This window comes from Trinickia sp. Y13, assembly GCF_029522115.1.
Taxonomy (GTDB): Bacteria; Pseudomonadota; Gammaproteobacteria; order Burkholderiales; family Burkholderiaceae; genus Trinickia.
Window position 1 is genome coordinate 350,315 of the sequence record NZ_JAKWFK010000004.1, and the last position, 19,156, is coordinate 369,470.

Below are 19,156 nucleotides of genomic sequence, written 5' to 3' on the forward strand. Positions count from 1 at the left end.
GAAATATTTGCAGGACATTCGCTGCACGCAGGCTTGCCCAGGCGCTTCCGCGGCCTTCGGGGGAATGCGAGTGATCGTCGTGTTGCGGCCTTCCAGGAAGGCAACTTGCTGCAGCAGATTTTGTGCCCGGTCAGGCAGCAGTCGACCCAAGACAGACAGCTGGAATCCCCGCAAGCCGACCTTCATAGGTCACAGTTTCTCCACTTAGCCGGCAGCCCGTATGGCCAACTTCCACCGTTGGTCACACCCACAGTCGATAGACCCAAAACGACTCGTCCTCGGCGAATCGCCTCGCGAACTCGTTTGGGGAAAATCCCGTGCTGCGTTTCACGGCACGGCTCAAGTGCGCCTGATCGGAGAAACCTTCGTCGTGCGCGATAGCAGCCCAATCCAAAGCCTCGCTGGCTTCGAATTGCGCCCGCGCACGGAAAAACAGACTCTCGGTCTTGATGAGAGACTGCCATTCGCGCAACGAGCGCCCGCTATACGCTTTGATACGCCGCTCGACGTGACGCGGACTATGCGAGCGCCGCCATTCGTGTGCTTGCCAAGCGAGTCGCTTGACCCAATAGCGGCCTACTTCGCGTAGCGACGGCAGTATCGGGTTAGCACCACTGACCGTGCGCCAACGCGGCGCGAGGTGATGCTCAAGCGCGGCGAGCGCAGCGGCGTCGCTATCGGCGGCGAGCAGCGCGTCCAATAGCGTGTGCCACGCACTGCCGAGTAACTTGCGCGCGTCGACTATGACATCTTGAATGGCAGACAGATCGATTTCGAACAAGGCTTTTGCAGCGTCCGCCTCGAAGCAGATCATCCCTGCCCGGCCGCTAGTTCGCGCCCAGCACGTGGTGGGATACGAATGGCTGCCCGAAAGCACGATCGCTGAATTGAACGGCCGCCATTCAGGCCCCGCGTCGGTCTGCTCGATTCGGCCCGCATCGACGTCCTGAAACCACGTGAGGCTTACCATTGGCGAGGCTGGAAAGTGCGTCAGACGTTGCGCATCAGTCAACGCGAAGCCGCGCGTGTCGCGGCAAAGCACCGCGACAACCGCACCTTGCAGGCCCGGCGGGGCGAGGTGCAGCCGAGCATGCGGACGCCGATCGCCATACGATGCCAGTGGCGCACGCGTCAGCGGATCAGGGCAGGTCGAAAGGGTTGGCATCGGATTCATGAGCAGGCAGTGTGGGTAGGTGCGGCGGGGGGGGGAGACGGTCGATGTCGTTTGCGTTCAAGAAACGGCGCGGATGCCGGTCCAGTATTGAGCTAGAGATCACCACGCTGGATAACGCCATGAATATGCCATCCGAACATCAATGTCCGTTTCATCGCCACTCGTCAACCGTGGCTCCCTCGGTCCGTCCGTCGGGTACGTGGCCCCCTGGTCCTGGGGCAACCCTCACCGGTTGGGGTTTGCTGATAGACATGTCACGCGACCTGCTCGGCGCATTGGCAGCGTGGCAAAAGGCCTACGGTGACGTGGTGCATCTGCGCATCTGGCCAGAGCATGACGTGGTTGTCGCCGATCCGCAACTCGCGCGCGAGTTGCTCGTTACCCATCACGACGCGCTGATTCGCTGGGAGCGTGGCATCAGCGTATTTTCACAGGTGCACGGGCATAGCGTGCTGACCGCCGAGGGGGAGGCGTGGCGCACGCGCCGTCATGCGCTCGTTCACAATTTCTCTCCCAAAGCTGTACAAGGCTTCTCGCCGACGATCGTCAAGGCGGCGACGCAGGCATTCGCCCGGTGGCCGCGAGAAGACACCAACTGGCCCATCGAGAGCGCACTCACGATGTTGACCATGGACGTGATCCTGCAGTTGATGTTCTCGAGCAACATCGGCGAGGACGTGCGCGTGGCCGAGCATGCCATACGCGTGACGAGCGCAGCGGCCAACGCGGAGTTCTACTGGCCGGTGAGCATGCCCGACTGGATGCCCTGGAAGCACGAAAAACGGCGTGCTCTGAGGACCCTGAAGGATCTGATCGAGCGGCATCTGCAGAATCGCTTGAACCTGGCTCGCGACGCGTGGCCCGACGATCTGCTGTCTCGGCTTCTGGAGGCTCGCGAAGACGCGTCGGCGTTGTCGCTTCAAAACGTGCGCGACGAGTGCATGACGGCGTTCCTCGCCGGCCATGAAACGACGGCAGCGACGCTGGTTTGGTGGGCATGGTGCATGGCCTCGAATCCCGAGGCGCAACGCGTCGCGCGCGACGAACTCCAGCGTGTGCTGCAAGGCAGCGCGCCCACGGTCGAGACTTTGCCGGAACTGCACTATCTGGCTCAAACGATCAAGGAGACGTTGAGGTGCTATCCCGTCGCGCCGCTGCTGATCAGCCGCCGCGCTACACGCGACATTCAACTGGGCGAGTGGGAATTGCCTGCGCGGACATTGTTTATGATTCCGGTGCATCTGATGCACCATGACCCGCGCTGGTTTCCCGATCCGAAAGCGTTTCGACCCGAGCGTTTCGCGCCAGACGCACAGGAAGTGCCGCGCGGGGCATACATCCCGTTTGGGGCTGGCCCGCGTGTTTGCCTGGGGCAGCATCTGGCAATGACTGAAATGACCGTCATCGCCGCCATGCTGCTGCAACGCTTCGTGCTGTCCGTCCCGGAAGGCTCGGCGCCGCCACGACCTGTGCTTAACGTTACCCTCCGGCCGGACCAACCAATGCATTTGGCGATCACACGGGCCAACGCCGCGATCGCGTAGCACGCTGTATGCGCGTTCATCTAGCACAGGGAGGGCGTCAACTCACGGGGATCGGGTTGAAGAACGAAAGCGTTTGGGATGGTCGATCGCTGTCTGGCGATCGAGGGGCATACGAGCTATCTCTCCCCTCGCATGTCCGAAAGTCGACCTAACGCTGGCGTTAAGCGGCGCGAGTGTGGTCGGTCCGTTCGAGTGAAATCGATTGCGAAATGCGACAGATCGCAAACACCGCACAACAACGCCGTTGCATATAAGGATACGCCACAAAATATCAGCGCATCGGACCGACTCAATTATTGGCGGACGAAAATCTACAATGTAAATTTCTTGTGTCGACCGCGGCGGCGTGTACACAATTTCTCGTCTGCGGTATTATCCACCCGGTTGCTGGGTTAACGGATCGATTCTCGCCAAGCCACGAGACATTTAAGTGATCAAGTAATGAGCGCTCGTAGCAACTGCGTCAAGTGCGTAGCATAAATAAAAAGGGGGGCGCCATGTTACCGCAAGAACTCGTCAACTATATATTCAGCTTCTTGACGGTCCGGGAAGCCACGCAGATCATGACCGTATGCAGGCAATATCATTACGCCGGCGTCGATCGGTTGCAGAGGAGACTCGCCCCCTATGTAACCAACACGGGGCAAATTCAATCGCTCTCGCAGGCGAGACAGGTCCTGGCGCGCCCATTAGCCATGAGGTTAAACGATCTCTACGGGATACTCTCCGACCTGGAGAACTACCTTCGGGGAGAAGAATGGAACATGTCGCCGCGGGGGCTGGCTGCGATTCGGGAGCATTATGGTAAGCGGCCAACGTATACCACAGGATATTTGCCGTCGACTCTACCGGACGTGTCCAATTGGCCCGGCACACATTTCACGACAACGCAACGCGCACTGGTTCACAACATCCAAGGCGAGTCGTTCGATTTGGGCTACACCCTTCAATACACCGATTCCACCCCATACAGACGCCTCCAAAGATACACGGTAGAGGTCGACGTACTTGAATTTCTGGGAGCGATACGCCATCTGATCGAATGGCTTCGCGCCCAGCGCCATCGATTCCACGCCCTTCTCGACGAGCTATAGAGGCATCCGAAGAAAATCCCGTCGGCACATGGCGCGAGTAGCCGGCTCGTTGCCTCGCCGATGGGCATGAAGCGCCCAGTCATGTTCCCGCAAAACAGCCCGTCCCCGTCGCCCTCAAACCCTCACCCTCTCGCACCAGAAAAAGAGCATCCAATCCTTTGCGGCGAGCAAACTGTACCCCGCGTTCGTCACCTAACACCATAAGCGCAGTCGCATACGCGTCGGCATCCATGCACGTAGGGGCCAGCACGGTCACTGAAGCAATCCCGTTTGTCAGAGGTGCCCCTGTGCGCGGGTCCATCGTGTGGGAGATTCGCACGCCCCCCGTTTCACTCCAGTGCCGGTAGTCACCCGAGGTCGCGATCGCAACGTCGGAGATTTCGATTACCGCGAACGGCTCCCTGCGGTCGTACTCCGGCCGCTCGATCGCGAGCGCCCAGGAAGTCCCCTCCGGCTTCGTTCCCCGCGCGCGCATCTCACCGTCGATTCCGACGAGCCACGAACGAACGCCGTTGCGATCCATCACGCGGCCTAGCTGGTCAACGCCATAGCCCTTCGCAATGCCGCACAGGTCGAGCGCGAGTGGCGCCCGCTTGCGAGCGACGCCTTGAGCGACGTCGACCTCGAGTATTTCGCCGATCGGCACACGCGGCCTTTGTGACGACAGGTCCGACACGTTGGCCGGATCGGCGCTTTGCGGACCGAACCCCCAACGATCAACTAGGTCGCCCACGCCGACGTTAAACGCGTTCTCGGTCTCACCGCCGATCTCGACTGCACGCGCAAGCACGATGGCGAGACTGGTGGGTATCGGCAACCACACGCCGACCGGCGCCTCGTTCAGGCGAGTCAGGTCTGAGCTCTCCTTCCAGTTCGACATTGTTTGATCAACAGCCTGTACCGCTATTTCGAGCTCGGCGGCAATCACTGAGGGATCGAGGTTTGACTCTGCATAACATTGCGCACTGTAGCGAGTCCCCATCGTTTCACCGTTGAACGTGCGGCGGCGAAGACCACCGGATACCTCTTTCTCAATAGACATCTTCGACATAGCTGCCTCTCAATTTCAGGTCGCCTACCGTCATCCCGGAGTCGGCCAGAATCCGCTCCCACACGGCCGCGACCCCTTTTGCCATGTCTCTGCTTCCGCACACCATGACGCGCGCCCCTCGGGCTACGAGCGCACGAAGCGTCACGGCATCCCGAAGCAGTCGATCCTGCACGTAGGTTTTCTCCACCGGGCTCGTCAGCGCGGTCGTCAGCGTGGTCAACTGGCGCGTGGCCACGAAGCGATGTAATTCCTCGTCGTAAAGGAACGAATCGCCGGACCGTCGAGCGCCGAAATACAAATGCATCGGGCGCTTCGTCGCGTTCTGCCGGATGAATCCGACAAACGGGCCGATGCCAGTGCCGGCGCCAACCAGAATGAGCGGGACGTCACGAGAAGCGGGCTTGAAACCGGGATTCGTACGGACGAATGCGTCGATCGAGTCGCCTGGTTCCAGGCTTGTCAGATACCCCGAACACAACCCGTGCGGATGCCTGCGCACACAGATCTCCACAAAGCCATCTCGCGAGGCGCTTGCCAGTGAATAGAATCTCGGCACGGTGTCCCCTGGCGGCACGATGCCGATCAGATCCCCAGCCTCGAATGCAGGCAGCCGGGCTCCCATCAGTCTTTGCCATGCCGACACTGCCTTCCGCGGGCGAGCAAAGCGCAATACCGAGGTGAACGTCTCGGCCCCCGCCCCATAGTCCTTGCGCTCGATCAATTCAAGCGCAACGGTCCGCGGCAACGTTGGTTGATATTGAGGCTCGATCTCGACATCCAGGGCGGCGCCCAATCTGCCCACCCATTGCCTGAACTCACTTTCCGATTGGCGATCCACCGTCCCGAGGTCAGTCAGCGGACTCATCCCCTTTGCGCATAGGGCGTCATGAACCGTGCGGGCAAAGCCACAGAAGGTCGGGAACTGGCGGTCACCGAAGCCGAGAACCGCGAATTGCATCGGGGCGGGGACGTTCATCCGAGCCAGCTTCGGCAGGAATTGGGTGGCGTTCGACGGCGCATCCCCGTCCCCATAGGTCGACGTTAGAACAATGAGACGCCGCGCTGCGCCGTAACCCGGTGAAAGATCGTTCATCGAAGCGGTGTGCACCTGAAAATTCGCTTTGGTGAGCGCTTGATGCATGGCCGTCGCGAACCCCCAAGTAGCGTTCGATTCGCTGCCCACGAGGATGACCGTGTCCGCTCGCCGCGCGCTCACGTTGTTGGGGAGCTCGGGCATCGCGCGACGGCGAAGCGCCCACAGCCAGATCCCGCTAACGGCAAGCACCGGAATCGAAGCGCTCTCCACACCGAGCAACAGCGCTAGCCACCAGATCCCTTCACCCGTGTGCAACATCAGGACGGTTTCATGGAAACGCTGCCATGCATCGGCGTTCTGCCAGGCAAGCCACGCTCCGGAGGACGGATCGACGTACCCCGTCCCCTTCGAAGTGGTCAATGCGTAGACATCGTGCGGGTTTTGCGGTGCAGGGAAAGCGAGTTCGCGCAAAGCCGTCACGTCCACGGCTTTGAGTGCGGCAAGCCGAGCAACGGGAAGCGGCGCTTGTACGCTCACATAATCTGGATAAGCGAGCTCCGCCGTCTGCCGTTCGGGAAGGATCCCGAATGTCGTCAAGGACATCATCAGTCCGGTGGCCGCTGAAAGCGTCAGTCCAATGAGGGCGACGCGCGCGATTTCGTTATGCACGCGTTGAAGCCCGCTACCCCGGATTCGACCGGCAAGCTGTCGCCAGCCTCCCATGCGTCGTGCAAGCAGCGCGAGGCCAGAGATGCCAAGTAGCAACATGAAGCTTGCAGCAACACCCGCCGCAATGCGGCCCGCATCGCCAAGCAGCAACTTTCGATGCAGGTTCGTGACCCACCGCATCGTGGGCGAAGGCGCATACGGCCCAATGCCCGCCCCAGTCGACGGATCGATTCGGGAAGCCCGTGACTCGCCGCCCGAGCCGTAATAGGCGAGGATTTCGCCCGACGGCCTGCGCACGATCTTGTCGAGCGACGGGTACTGCGCATTCACCCGTGCGGCGAGCGTTGCGACATCCAGCGTCTCCGCTGCAAGGGCGGGTGCCCGCGCACGCTCGACTGCGGGGTTGATCGACAGCACCGTGCCCGAGAGCGCCATGATCGTCAGCACTATCGCCGCGATCAATCCGGGCACTGAATGAAGCTTGCGAAGCATTTCGATTCTCAGAGGGTGTAACGGAACGATTTCACGTAGCCACGGCCTTTGACCGGCTTCCCAGCGCCGGACGTCGTCAGGGGAATGACGACTTCGGAGGGGTTCTCATTCATCTTTTCCACCGCGGTGTCGACGTGGATCTCATAGCCTGCGTCGATCAGCGCGTCGGCGATGTCCAGCGTCGCCCGCAGCGTCTTACCGGCGCCAACGCTGGCTCCCGTCACGCCGTCGAGGGTGGCTCTCCCACCCGACATCCGGTACCAGTCTCGAAGGTGTTTGTAGTATTTGGCTTTGTCTCCGGCCATCCACAATGTTCCTTGATAGCGTCCGGCCCGATCGGTGACGTACATGACGACGTACGCGCCGTCGCCGCCGTAGCTGCTCAGTTGAGTCTCCAACGTGACCGGGCGCGCCGAAGCCATTGACGGAATCGCGAGTGCGCCGACGACAGCCGCAACAGGTAGTGCAAACTTGATGCTCATGATCTGACCTTTCGATAGTGACAATAGTGACAATGCGGATTCCAATCCGGGAACCTCTTGGGCAAGTGCTTCAGGCCTTTACTGGATCTGAACGCGTGGCCGTGTCCCGGGTGTCAGAATCCCTTCGGCAGGCGCAGCGGCGCTTGCCGGATTGCCAGATGCGCTGTTCGGTGCGACCGGCTTCGCGGCACTTGCGTCGCCTGCGTCACGCCCTTTGTGCTCGCCATGCCCCTCATCGGATCGCTCGTCGCCATCGGTCTTCATTCGAACGACGGCGAGCGTGGCGGGATTCACCTTTGCTTTAAAGCGCCGTCCCTGACGATCCGTTCCGCGGACTTCGTAGCACCCATCATGAGTCTTGATCCTGGAAACGTTCCAGCCCTGCGCCTTCGCAAATGCATCGACATCCTTGACCGGCTTCCAATCGGAGAGCGGCACATTGCAGGCATCGTCCGCCAGCGCCACGCTGGCACTGCCTGCTCCGACTGCAAGAAGCGATACGACTGCAAGGCCGTTGAGAAGTGAGCGGCGCGTCATGCTGATCTCCGGTTTATCTGACAGTCGCTACAATGCAGCCGGAAGCTGAAGCCAGCCTTGCGATCGCGAGGATTTTTCTTCATCCTGGCGTAAGCTTGGCGACGCAGACTTGGCGTTAACTTCAACAGGACGAAAGCATGAGAGTGCTGCTTGTCGAGGACGACAATTTGCTCGGAGAGGCGGTCAATGAGCAAATCACGCGGGACGGACACTCCACCGACCATGTGACGACGCTGCGCGACGCCCGGCGCTATGTTCAGGCCGCGAACTACGATCTGATCTTGCTGGACCTGCTGCTGCCGGACGGCAAAGGGCTAGACTTTCTGCGCGAATTGCGCGTGAGCGGCTCGTCCGTTCCCGTCATCATCCTCACTGCGCTCGACCAAATCGCAGACCGGATCGCTGGATTGAATGCGGGCGCAGACGATTACCTCGTCAAACCGTTCGACCTTTCGGAGCTGTCGGCACGTGTGAATGCCGTGGCGCGGCGATACGCGGGCAACCCCAATCCGCTGGTGACGTTTGGCGACATCGCGCTCGATTTGGCCGCGCACAGCATCACCCGAGCAGGCAGTCCCGTTTCTCTCACTGCCAGCGAATGGGCATTGCTCGAGGCGTTGATTCAGCGTCCCAACGCGATTCTGTCCAAAGCACAGCTCGAGGAGCGTCTTTATTCGTTCAACGACGAGATCGGTAGCAACACGATCGAGGTGCACATGAGCCGCCTGCGCAAGAAGCTCGGCGCCGACCTCATCGAGACGGTGCGCGGGCTCGGATACAAGCTCAGGCCATCGTCGTGATCCTGCACAGCCTTCAGGCACGACTGGCCGCGATGATCGCCATTGGCCTCGCGGTGCTCTCGCTCGTTGCGGCGACAGCGGCGTTTCGGGTGTTGCGTGCAGAGATCGATCGAATGTCGGACAGTGCGCTTCAGGAGACGGCACAGCGCATCGTGCCGCTCGCTGTGATGGATGTGCTCGATCGCGATCAACAAAGCGCTGCCGAGCGCATCGCGGGCGTGCGAGCGCATGGGGAATTGCTGACGTATATCGTCCGCGATCAGACAGGCGAGATCCTGCTCCAGTCCCATGATGCGAATCCGGCCATCTTTCCGCCGGCGCTCAAGCCCGGATTCACCTCCACCCGCACGCATCGGCTTTACACGGAGACGGTGCTTCAGGGAACGGTGTCGCTCACCATTGCCGAGCCGTTGGAGGCTCGTCATCGCGCGGGGATCGACGCGGCGCTTGCCGCCGTGCAGCCGCTCCTACTCATTGTTCCGCTCGGTCTTCTCGGCGCGTGGCTCGTCGTTCGTTCAGGACTGCGCCCGATCCGCTTGTTCTGCGACGGCATCGCCGCCAGAGGACGCGACGACCTTAGCCCACTGGGCAAGGCGGGGATGGTGGCCGAAATCGAACCCATTGCCGATTCGGTGAACGATCTGATGCAGCGGCTGCACCGCGCGTTGACGGCCGAACGCAGTTTCACCGCAAATAGCGCGCACGAACTTCGCACGCCCATTGCCGCAGCCCTTGCGCAAACGCAGCGTTTGATATCGGAAGCAAAAGGTACGCGGGTAGAGACGCGCGCGCGCAACGTCGAGGCGGCGTTGCGCACACTGGCACGCCTGAGTGAAAAGCTCATGCAACTAGCCCGGGCAGAGGGCGGTCGTGTTCTTGCAGATACGGCGCAGGACTTGCGGCCGGTTCTTCACATGGTCGTCGAGGACATCGGGCGTGCCGAGCGATCGAACGTGCTTCGCCTGCAGTTGCCGGAACACGCCGTGCGCTCACGCATCGACCCGGACGCATTCGCCATACTCGCGCGCAATCTCATCGAGAACGCGGTCAAGCATGGCGCCAAGACGGAGGCAATCGATGTGGCGCTCTCCGACGAAGGGCGGCTGAGCGTCATGAACCGCGGCCCGATCGTGCCCGCAGACAAACTTTCCCGCCTGATCGAGCCATTTGAGCGCGGCGTGACGACAGCCAAGGGGAGTGGCCTCGGGCTGGCCATCGCGAACGCAATCGCTCAGGCGGGAGGCGCACGTTTGATCTTGCGTTCGCCTGCTTCGGGCATGCCGGATGGCTTTGAGGCGCTTGTCGAAAATTTGAAGGACAGCGAATGCGAGAGCGGGCGCGAGGCGAGCTTTCGCCGCTAGAGCCAAGCGTGCATCCGCTCGTTTCAGATCTCAAAGCCCCCGACGCGCGCTCCGCCACTGCCGCACATGCGACACCGTCCCCGGTTCGATGACGTCGTCGGATTTCGCCCGATTCCACCGCCCGCTCACCACCTGCGCATTACTGAACGCATCGATCCCATTGCCCGATCCAGCCTTGGCAATGATGTGATCCACCTGCGGTGCAAACGCGGTCGAGTCGAGAAACAACGCGCCACGCGGCACCCTGTAGTGCGACGGCAAATTCACCGCCTGCGCCCACTCGCGCACCGCATACTCGTAACGCCCCATCGTCGAGCGCGGGGCGGGAGCCGCACTCAAATCCACCGTCACCTCGACTTCGCGATAAACCTCGTCGTCCTCATTGTCGGAAACGAGCAAGGCATCGTAGCCGTGGAAGATCATATTCGCCGCGAAAATCAGTTCGCGCTGCCAATCGTCGAAGCCGTTCGCACGGAAACATTGGCTGAGCGTCATCCGTTCCAACTTCGGGTGAATGCGCTGCAGGACGTCGCTCTCGAGCATATAGTCCAGCGCCGCATAAGGCCGGCGGTGCGGCGGCGGCAGCTTGAAACTGAAGAAGGTCGCATCGCGCGTATTCTCCAAGCGCCACCCGGTAGCCGTCACCACCGCATGCGCCATGAGCAACGGCTCGCGCAACTCCGTCACGAGCTCTCTCAGCGTAGCGAGGCTCATCGTGCCCACCACGGACACGTCCTCCGGCACGATCGGCCCCGGCAGAGAGGGCGTTAGCGTGAGCGTGCGCATATGCTTGAAATTGAACGGATTGAACAGCAACCCGATCGAGCTTTGGTAGCCGCGCGGAATATCGCCGAAGATCGCGTTTGCACTCGAAAGCACGTTTTCCCAGCCGGCGCGAATGCGCAAATCGTTCTTCTTGCCGAACGTGTAGAAATCCACGGAATATCGCGAGGGAATCCGCGGATCGCGCCCATCGTAGTGGCAATCGATCTTCATTCCCAACAGTTCGTCGGTGCGCGCAGCCGCCAGTGTGGTCAGCGCCGCTTCCACCTGCATCTTCCACGTCTGCTGGTTGAATAGCCGCGGCATCGGCACGAGATTGCGCTCGTCGTCGTCGCCGCCGTAAACATCGGCGATAAGGTGCCCCCGCTCGGTGTGCGCTGGCATCTCGTCATAATCGCCCTGCGAGTGAAATACGCTCGCGTCGAGAGGACGTAGGCAAATCGGATACGAAATCAAGTTGGTCCGTTCGCCGGATTTCCTACCGCCCGCATCGATGAACGCATAAATGCGCGTCACGCGCTCACGCATCTGATGGATCGCCGCAAGTCCCACCGGCATATGCATGGCCGGGTGGAAATCGAATGCCATCGTCTGTGCACACCACGCCAGCACCTTTGCCATCGTTTGCCCCCTCGTGCGCCTCGGCGCTTATAGTTCTACGTCCAGCATCGCCATATACCGGCCGATATCGCCTTCCTGACTGACGATGTCACGCATCAGATCCGGCAACGGCATGCGGCCCCAACTCACGGCGCGCGCCAACAAATAAGGCGTGGGGCTATGAGGCTCGTGCTCGGCAAGATAGCGTGCGATCTCTTCGATCAGCCGGTATGCATGCGCTCGATCGACGATATGCTCGCGGGTAAGGGGTAGCACGCGTGGCTGCATCTCAACCTCCAGTCGCGTATCGTCGTGTTCGGTCCCGGCAACTTCATCGGGCTGCGGCGGCGCAGCCGCCGCGGGCAGCTCGTCCAGAACGTGATTGCCGCGCAGTGTGCGCGCCGCACGCTGCAGTTCGCTCAATGTGGCCGCAACGCGCGTAAAGCTCGGCGCTTCGTCGCCCAAGTGATGGTCGAGCCGGCGCGATAGCGCGTCGATAGCGGTAAGCACGCTCCCAGCCGTGCGCTCGAGCTGTCGGAGCAAAGCGAGATTCGATCCTTGCGCCGCCTCGCGATCGAGCATCTCCCGCGGCAAGCGCGCGGCCGGCCCGTCCTCTTCCTGCATCGAGGCTGCAACGACGCGGCGCCAATCGTCGAGATTGACGAAGCCCGGCTCGACCGGCAAGCCGATCAACGGCACATGAAGTTTCAGCACGATCTCGAGCTGGCGGCTGATCCAATGAAGCGGAGCCGCACGCGCCTCCGTGTCGTCGCCGTCGATTTGCGGGTACGCATGCTCCCAGAACCGATCGACGAAGTCGTTCAGCAATTGCATGCCAGCCACGAGGCCCTCGAGGCGGTAGAGCCGCGTCCACGCCTCGCACAACCACACGGCAAGATGGAAGTCCTTGCTACGCGAACGAAGCGCCTCCACGCACAACGATGCGACCAGATTCCAATCGGCTTTGACGAGCGGGCGCTCCCACTCCCCCATCGGCAGTGACGGATCGTCCTCGCGTTGCGCGTCGCGAATCTGCTGCCAGACCGGATCCGATCGCAGCGATACGCCCACTCCGTCTCCCTCCGGCAGCGGATTCAGCAGCGACGCCAGATCGACGGCAAAACTCAATTCGGCTTCGATCAGATCGGATGGGTTCATGAAGCGCTCCAGGTCGGGGCGTGAGTCGGAAAGCTGCTCGGCCAGGCAAGCGGGATCTTCTTGCCGCCGGGCGTCATCCGCACGCGCACGAAGACACGGCCGCGCGGATACTTCGATACGAGCGCCGCGTCGGCTGGGTTGGTCGTTTCGAGCGGAAATTCGAACCGCAGCAGCGATGCGCCAGCGCTCGCGCGCACCGTCGTATCGGCTACCCGCTGCGCGGAAACGAATGAAAGCAACGCCCATGGATCGGTGAACTGCCATGTCAGCGTCTGGCCGTCGGTCGCGAAATTGCGCTGGGCCGGATCGTTCTTCGCCACCAGCGGCGAATTTTTCGCGAAGCGCAGCACGAGCGTGACCGGCATGCCGTATTCCCAATGCAGCGAATGCGGGGCATCCTGCATCGACAGGCTGTGATCCCCCATGCGGATCGTCCAGTCAATCAATTGATTGCCGGCCACTTCCGCCGTGCGGTCGGCGCGGAAATCGACGTTGACGTCGTAGCCCGCCGTCGTGCCGTCCGCTGCGGGATAAAGCGGCGAGAGCAACGCATCGACGGGATCGAACTGCTCGACGAAGTGACGCACCGTCTCCGCATGAATGGCCCGCGCACCGGCGCCGCCAGCCGAACGCAGCGAGGACGCCACCTTCTCATAGCGCTTCAACGCCGCACCGAGTTCGCCGAAATCGGCAGGCATTGCGTCCGCGTCGTTCAGTTTCACAGACCGCGAGGGGCTGCTGAACGGCCGGCGCCACGCCACGCTCTGATTGAACACGGTGGCAAAGCCATCCCACTCGCGGCTCAACGTATTCGCGTAACTCGAACCGCACCGCGTCAGCAGGCCATCGTATAGCCGCATATGCAGCGCCGTGAAGTAATCGCCGCCCACACCCGCTGGGCGCGGGGGGAAGCGATCGACGCAATCGCTCGCGTTCGGATCGGCCGCAACCGTCTGCAAGAACTGCTCGAGCATCAACAAGCTGCTGTTCGGGTTCTTGAGCTGGTAGCGCTCCAGATCGGTGACGATCGCTCGCCAACGCTGTGCGAGCGGCGAATTCGCGTCGGCGGCATCGAGCGCCGCCAGATACGCCTTCGCATCTTTGCCCAGCGCGAGCGCTCGCAACGATTGCTGCTGCAGATAGGCGTTCAGCGCGGCCGCATCGTTGACGCCGAATGCCGCGAGGACCGGCTTGACCGTGGTCGATCCAATATAAGCCGGGCGCGTCGCGTACAGATCCGATTGCGTCAGCATGGCGTCCACCACGCGAAGATGCTGCATGGCGTCGCTCGACACGAACGTGTCCAGATCGGCCGCCTGCGCGTTCGCTCCCATTTCCGCCAGTGCGGCGCGAATCTTCACGAGCCGGGGGCGCGCCGCCTCGAAGGCCGCGCTGTTCGGATCGCCGTCCGCGGGCGACACGGCTGCCGCCGACGCCACTTGATCGAGGACGAGGCGTGCAAACTGCACATCGAGCGCTTGCTGCACGGCGGGCCGAACGGCATCGGGCAAGGTCGCGAGACCATCGGTCAGATACTTCTTGCGTTCGTCCCCGAGCGCGATCGCCTGATCCAGCCGCGTCGGGTCCCACGTCACGATGGAGCCTTCGGCCACCGTCGGCAACGACAGATTGCGCGGCGCCACCATGAACGGCTGCGCCAACAACTTGGCCAAGCCGTCGCGCAAAGCGAGCCGTGCCGGCGACACCGCGTAGCGCGCATCCTTGTCCACCCAAACGATGGCGCCATCAGGGCCGCCGAAGCGCTGCGCCATTTCGCTCGTGAACGCCTGGAACGCCGTGGCCGAACGTTCCCGCGTTTGCGCGACGAGGTCGGCGCCGAGCAACCGGTTTTGCGTGGCGCGCACGAACGTGCGCTCCCACACGGGGCCAGGGTTGAACCGAGCTTGGTGCATCCAGCCCGCCTTGCCGGAGGCGAGTAGCCGCTGCTGCGCGTCGATGCCGGAGACGATCGCATGATAGCTGCCGTCCGTCTGCGCGAAATCGCCGAGTCCGATGCTGCCGACCGACAACGCGTCGATCTGTGCGGTCACCGTGCGTTCGGCCGTGAGTAGCGGGTTGGCCGTGAACATCTGCGCATCGAGTTGTTGCGCGCCTTTGTCGAAGGTGCAGCGCACCGCCTCGCGAATTGCCGGCGTATTCAAACCGCCCGTGCCGTCTGCCGAATATGCGCCGCTGCGGCGCGAAGCATCGCGATAGAAATAGCGCAGGCTGCCGGCGACGTTGCCCTGCAATTCCACGCCGAATGCATAGCGCACCACGAGCCGCAGCGCTTCTTCGTTGCCCGAAGACGGCCGCTGCAGCCGCTGCATGGCCGCCAAGGCCGCATCGAGCTGATCGACCGAAGCGACATAGCGCTGCATGGCTTGCATGGCGGGCAGATCTTCGACCGCCAAGCTGCTCGCCACGGGGGAATCGTTGCCCAACGCCGGAGCCGTGCAATCGTCGCCGACGATCAGTTGGCCGGTGCTCGGATCGCTCGCCACGCCGGTCATGCGGCTCACGCGCAACAGCATCTCGCGTTCGAGCGCGGTCAGTGCGATCTCGCCGAACTCGTGTTCGAAGCGAGCCCGCACGCGTTCGTCCAAATCGTCGAATGCGCTCCATGAGCCTGGCATGAACACGGTCCAAAGCGTGCCGATGTGCTGATCGTTCATCCCGATCAGCGACAACGTCTTCTTGCGGTACCAATCCGACGGCAGGGCCTCGCCGCCGCGCGCTGCCGCGTCGCGCTCCTGCGAATCGACGTGCAGCTCGTTCAACGCGGCGACGAGCCGCGGATTGCGGTGGCTCAGCACCAACGTGGCGCCGGTGAGCCCGATCGTCCAGCCGCCCAGCATGGCGATCGCGCCCCAACGCACGGCGCGATGCAGCAACGGCCGCGTGAGGTGTTGCGAGCGCGACGGCCGCGTCAACCCGTATTCGAGGAAGACCTTCTTCTCGAACAAGTCGCGCAAGAAGGCCGGCTGCAGCATGAGGTCGTTCAACGCCCGGCTGCCGTCGGGCCCATCGTGCTCCGGTCCGTCGGCGCCGGCGCCCGCCTCCGCGGCGAAGCGCGGTTCGCGGTGCTCCTCGTACGGGTCGAGGGCCTCGGGCGCATCGAGCACTGGCGCGTCGCCTGCCTGCTGCCGGTCCGCGCCCCGTTGCGCGAGTTCGCCGCTGTCGCCGGTCAGGTAGATGCCGCGGAAAAAGAACGGCTCGTGGTAGGCGCTCGGCCGCATCAGTTCATCGACATACAGTTGCAACTGCGCGCGCATCGCATCGACGCGCGCCGGCAGCAGCAGACACCCCTGCACGTCGAGCATGCCCGTATCGAGCGTGAACAATTCGGCGCTCGCGTCCGACACCGCGCGCTCGACGCTGCCCATCGCGGCATCGACCCAGCTCGATTGGTACGTCGTGGACAGATCGAACGGCGAAGACCAGCCGAGCATGCTGGCGCGCAGCGGCTCGGGCAACGCACGCGCGAATCCGGCGAAGCCCTCGAGATCCTCGCAGCCGGTCACGACGACATAAACCGCGAAGCGCATCGCGAAGCGATTCTGCGCGAGCCACAGCCGGCGATGTGCGAGCTTCGCGTGGCGCTCCAATTCGAGCCGCGTGTCGGGATGGTCGGCGAGCAGCATGGAAGCCGGCACGGTCACGACGACGGAATCGAACGGCCGCTGCGGCCGGTAGTTGCGGCACAGGCTCAGAAATTCGTCCCACGGCTTTTCGTCGCTGCTCTCGTCGGGCGAGCCGAGGTAGGCCGCCTTGATGTCGATCACGACGCCGCGATCGAAGAAATTCCACGAGATGCCTTGGATCGCGGCAGGATTTGCCGCCTCCGAGCTCAACACGCTTGCGACGCCCGCTTGTGCGATCGGCAGCGGGCGCGGGTCGTCGCCTTCGTTCAGCACGATGACCCACGGCACGTTGTAACGCTCGCCGCGCGAGGCGATGTTGCCTTCGATCAGTTCGACGGCATGGCGAAACGCGTTGCGCAGCGAATCGGTGCGCAACCGCACGATCTTGCGCTCGGCGGCCGGCTTGTTCTGCGCGCTTTGAGCCGCGATCCAGAAAACGGCGCCGAGCACGACGAGCACGACGACGATCAGCACGGCGACCGACAACAGGAATAGATTGCTCGTCAGCATAGCGCCGCCCCCGCAATGAACGAACGATGCAAGGCGTTCATGAGCTCGCTCCCACGACGGTATCGCCGTGCAAGGCCTGACGCACGGGCCACGACTGCCACAGCCATAGCATCTCCGAGATGGCCAGCAACGCGACCACCGCGAGCAGCGTCATCACGCTCCAACGGCTGACGGTCGGCAGCTTGCGCGGCGCGATATGGGAAAGCGTGTTCGTATACGCGGACTCTGCCACCACGCGGTCGCGCCCGCCCAAATCGGCGCGACGCTGGTAGATGAATTCGTAGAGTTCCTCGCGATAGCTGCGCAGCCGCGCATCGGCCTGCTCGCCCGCCCCGCGAAAGCGCCCCTGAAAACCCATCGCGAGCGCAAAGAGGTACAGCCGCGCGATCTCGCGGCGCGACGGCTCGCGGTCCGATAGCAATTCCTCGATCTTCTTGAAGACGAGGTCGCCCGCGATGTTGGTGCGGAACAACGACGATTCGAGCAAGTACGCGGTCCAGCGCTCACGCCCCGCCCACGGCGTGTTGAGCAGGAGCTCGTCGGCGAGGACGGCTTTGAGGTAGCGAGCGTCCGCCACGTTCTCGATGTCGAAGCGCGTGCTGTCGCGGCGCGACTGCAGCGTCTGAATCTCGAGCACGTTCAACAGATGCCGCGACATGCCCTGTGCGGCTTGCTCTGCATCGGCCTCGGCCGCTTCGGAGAAACGCCGTTGCGATTTGACGAGTTCGTCGAGGAACGCGCAAAACTGATCCATCGCGAGGTCGTTCTCTTTCGTTTCCATACGGGTGCGTGCCATCTTGGTGTACACCGTCAGTCTTTCGTGAACAGCAGCATTTCCTGAGGCCGCTGCGCGCTGGCCCCTTCGTTCGGATTGCCGATGACAAGGGCCTCGCCTGCGCGCACGAGCGCGGGATCGGATTGCACCTCGAACAGCAGGTAGCCGGAACCGGACCGTATCCCAAGCTCCTCGGCATACTCCACCGCGCGCCGGGTCGCACCGAGCACGCGGCGGCTGCGCAGCGACGCGTAGACTGATTCGGAGCCGATCACCGCGCCATCGATCCAGGCGAGCAGATCTCGATCCGATTGGCCACGCAAACCGATGATCAACCGCCCTTGCACCCACTGCGGTTGCAGGGCGATCTCGAACATCTCGTTGCCGTAGCGGAACTTGCGCTCGCGGTACCCTTCGCTGACCTCGGCGATCGCTTCGCGCAACGAGCCGAGCAGCGGCGTAAAGACGGCGAGCGGATCGGCATGATCGTAGTCCGGCGGAACGGGCGGCAGGCCACCGGGCGCGAGCAACGAAAGCGAGCCGTGCAGCGCGGCAAGGGCGTGATAAAGCGCGAGCGGATGCAGGTGTGGCGTGCGCAACACGGCTTCGGCCAGCGGCAGCGCCGAAAGCAAGCTGCGCAGACGGTCCTTCAACTCGAGCTGGGTCAAGCGATCGTCCGCCTTCGACGAGGGGATGGCCGTCTGGCGCGCGACGAACGCCGCCTTGCCGCGCACTTGGCCGAGCAGCCCCGCCACCGCTTTCCAAAGCGGATTGTCGCGCGCCACTTCGAGCAGCGGAGGCTGGCGGTCCCCGAGCTTGACGACTTCATTGTCCTTGTAGACGGCGCCGAGGCACAACGACACGAAGCGCCCGGACGGCACTTCGCCCGCTTCGAGGGCCAGGTTCGGCAGGAGGCGGGGAATGTCGGCCGGCGGTGCGCCCGAGGTGTCGTCTTCCACCGGCTCGCCCGCGACCGAGCGGAACCGGCGCATGTCGGACTCGCCGCGCGCCGACGAAGCGACGGGCAGCGTCAAATAGATCTCGAGCGCAGCCATGGCGAGCCGCTCGGCGAACGGGGCGAGCGACAGCTCGAGCCGGCCGTGCTGAGCGACTTCGGCCGAATACGACACCGCCGTGCCATCGGGCATGATGGCCTCGAGCGCAAGCACGCGCACGATACCCGCCGCCAGCAAACCCTCGTCGAACACGAGGCGCCGCACGCCCCAACTGAACGGGGCGGCGGCCAAGCTCTGCCAAGCGACGAGCGAATCGACGCGTGCGCCGAGCAGCTGGAAGTGCTGCGGCGCGAGCAGCATGCCCTCGAACCACTCGACGCGGTCGACGACGGGGACGAGTCGTTCAGACATGACGGCACCTCCCGCCCAGGAGCACGGCCCGGCAGGCGCGCGGCGGCGTTGCACGCCGGCGATCGAAGGAACAGCGAAG

General features: G+C 63.0%; 14 protein-coding genes. 4 read left to right on the forward strand and 10 right to left on the reverse strand.

Features of this window, described 5'->3' with window-relative positions; translation table 11 throughout:
• Positions 1-241: 241 nt before the first annotated feature.
• On the reverse strand, positions 242-1,174 hold the full coding sequence (locus MMB74_RS10150) for an AraC family transcriptional regulator (RefSeq protein ID WP_277428492.1): 933 nt from the start codon (positions 1,172-1,174) through the stop codon (positions 242-244).
• Positions 1,175-1,293: 119 nt separating this feature from the next.
• Between MMB74_RS10150 and MMB74_RS10155 the strand changes: the two genes are divergently transcribed.
• Together MMB74_RS10155 and MMB74_RS10160 are read left to right on the forward strand one after the other, a co-directional pair.
• Positions 1,294-2,718 carry a cytochrome P450 gene (locus MMB74_RS10155; RefSeq protein ID WP_277428493.1) on the forward strand — a complete coding sequence of 475 codons (1,425 nt, stop codon included), beginning with the start codon at positions 1,294-1,296 and terminating at the stop codon, positions 2,716-2,718.
• Positions 2,719-3,215: 497 nt separating this feature from the next.
• Complete coding sequence (locus MMB74_RS10160) at positions 3,216-3,812, forward strand: hypothetical protein (RefSeq protein WP_277428494.1); 597 nt, start codon at positions 3,216-3,218, stop codon at positions 3,810-3,812.
• 79 nt (positions 3,813-3,891) lie between these two features.
• Here MMB74_RS10160 and MMB74_RS10165 read toward each other — a convergent pair whose 3' ends face one another.
• The 4 genes from MMB74_RS10165 to MMB74_RS10180 all read right to left on the reverse strand — a co-directional run bounded on the left by MMB74_RS10165 (position 3,892) and on the right by MMB74_RS10180 (position 8,079).
• Positions 3,892-4,863, reverse strand: a complete 972-nt coding sequence (locus MMB74_RS10165; RefSeq protein ID WP_277428495.1) for an FAD:protein FMN transferase — start codon at positions 4,861-4,863, stop codon at positions 3,892-3,894.
• The gene (locus MMB74_RS10170) at positions 4,844-7,060 is read right to left on the reverse strand and encodes a PepSY domain-containing protein (protein ID WP_277428496.1); all 2,217 of its coding nucleotides are present in this window, start codon (positions 7,058-7,060) and stop codon (positions 4,844-4,846) included. The genes MMB74_RS10165 and MMB74_RS10170 overlap by 20 nt, the downstream gene beginning before the upstream one ends.
• An 8-nt stretch (positions 7,061-7,068) precedes the next feature.
• On the reverse strand, positions 7,069-7,536 hold the full coding sequence (locus MMB74_RS10175) for a DUF2271 domain-containing protein (RefSeq protein WP_277428631.1): 468 nt from the start codon (positions 7,534-7,536) through the stop codon (positions 7,069-7,071).
• A gap of 84 nt (positions 7,537-7,620) precedes the next feature.
• Positions 7,621-8,079, reverse strand: a complete 459-nt coding sequence (locus MMB74_RS10180; protein WP_277428497.1) for a PepSY domain-containing protein — start codon at positions 8,077-8,079, stop codon at positions 7,621-7,623.
• Between the two features lie 137 nt (positions 8,080-8,216).
• Here MMB74_RS10180 and MMB74_RS10185 point away from each other — a divergent pair, with 137 nt between their 5' ends.
• Positions 8,217-8,879 (forward strand): response regulator transcription factor, encoded by a 663-nt coding sequence (locus tag MMB74_RS10185; RefSeq protein ID WP_277428498.1) that lies wholly within the window; start codon positions 8,217-8,219, stop codon positions 8,877-8,879.
• Positions 8,879-10,240: an ATP-binding protein gene (locus MMB74_RS10190; RefSeq protein ID WP_277428632.1), complete on the forward strand. Its 1,362-nt coding sequence runs from the start codon at positions 8,879-8,881 to the stop codon at positions 10,238-10,240. Before MMB74_RS10185 ends, MMB74_RS10190 begins: the two co-directional genes overlap by 1 nt.
• A 30-nt stretch (positions 10,241-10,270) precedes the next feature.
• Here the strand turns inward: MMB74_RS10190 and MMB74_RS10195 are convergent, their stop codons facing one another.
• Genes MMB74_RS10195 through tssK form a run of 5 tightly spaced genes read right to left on the reverse strand, consistent with a single transcriptional unit; the run spans position 10,271 to position 19,077 of the window.
• Entirely contained in the window at positions 10,271-11,644 is a 1,374-nt protein-coding gene (locus tag MMB74_RS10195; RefSeq protein ID WP_277428499.1) for a DNA/RNA non-specific endonuclease, read from the reverse strand.
• Between the two features lie 27 nt (positions 11,645-11,671).
• Positions 11,672-12,781 carry a type VI secretion system protein TssA gene (gene tssA, locus MMB74_RS10200; RefSeq protein WP_277428500.1) on the reverse strand — a complete coding sequence of 370 codons (1,110 nt, stop codon included), beginning with the start codon at positions 12,779-12,781 and terminating at the stop codon, positions 11,672-11,674.
• Complete coding sequence (locus tag MMB74_RS10205) at positions 12,778-16,935, reverse strand: type VI secretion system protein (RefSeq protein WP_277428501.1); 4,158 nt, start codon at positions 16,933-16,935, stop codon at positions 12,778-12,780. The genes tssA and MMB74_RS10205 overlap by 4 nt, the downstream gene beginning before the upstream one ends.
• A 37-nt stretch (positions 16,936-16,972) precedes the next feature.
• Complete coding sequence (locus MMB74_RS10210; RefSeq protein WP_277428502.1) at positions 16,973-17,731, reverse strand: DotU family type IV/VI secretion system protein; 759 nt, start codon at positions 17,729-17,731, stop codon at positions 16,973-16,975.
• Positions 17,732-17,745: 14 nt separating this feature from the next.
• On the reverse strand, positions 17,746-19,077 hold the full coding sequence (gene tssK / locus MMB74_RS10215; RefSeq protein WP_277428503.1) for a type VI secretion system baseplate subunit TssK: 1,332 nt from the start codon (positions 19,075-19,077) through the stop codon (positions 17,746-17,748).
• Positions 19,078-19,156: the final 79 nt, after the last annotated feature.

Bases quoted from the DNA above. Each gene is read 5' to 3' on its own strand.
- MMB74_RS10150 (WP_277428492.1), bottom strand. From the start codon at position 1,174: ATGAATCCGATGCCAACCCTTTCGACCTGCCCTGATCCGCTGACGCGT.
- MMB74_RS10155 (WP_277428493.1), top strand. From the start codon at position 1,294: ATGAATATGCCATCCGAACATCAATGTCCGTTTCATCGCCACTCGTCA.
- MMB74_RS10160 (WP_277428494.1), top strand. From the start codon at position 3,216: ATGTTACCGCAAGAACTCGTCAACTATATATTCAGCTTCTTGACGGTC.
- MMB74_RS10165 (WP_277428495.1), bottom strand. From the start codon at position 4,863: ATGTCGAAGATGTCTATTGAGAAAGAGGTATCCGGTGGTCTTCGCCGC.
- MMB74_RS10170 (WP_277428496.1), bottom strand. From the start codon at position 7,060: ATGCTTCGCAAGCTTCATTCAGTGCCCGGATTGATCGCGGCGATAGTG.
- MMB74_RS10180 (WP_277428497.1), bottom strand. From the start codon at position 8,079: ATGACGCGCCGCTCACTTCTCAACGGCCTTGCAGTCGTATCGCTTCTT.
- MMB74_RS10185 (WP_277428498.1), top strand. From the start codon at position 8,217: ATGAGAGTGCTGCTTGTCGAGGACGACAATTTGCTCGGAGAGGCGGTC.
- MMB74_RS10195 (WP_277428499.1), bottom strand. From the start codon at position 11,644: ATGGCAAAGGTGCTGGCGTGGTGTGCACAGACGATGGCATTCGATTTC.
- tssA (WP_277428500.1), bottom strand. From the start codon at position 12,781: ATGAACCCATCCGATCTGATCGAAGCCGAATTGAGTTTTGCCGTCGAT.
- MMB74_RS10205 (WP_277428501.1), bottom strand. From the start codon at position 16,935: ATGCTGACGAGCAATCTATTCCTGTTGTCGGTCGCCGTGCTGATCGTC.
- MMB74_RS10210 (WP_277428502.1), bottom strand. From the start codon at position 17,731: ATGGCACGCACCCGTATGGAAACGAAAGAGAACGACCTCGCGATGGAT.
- tssK (WP_277428503.1), bottom strand. From the start codon at position 19,077: ATGTCTGAACGACTCGTCCCCGTCGTCGACCGCGTCGAGTGGTTCGAG.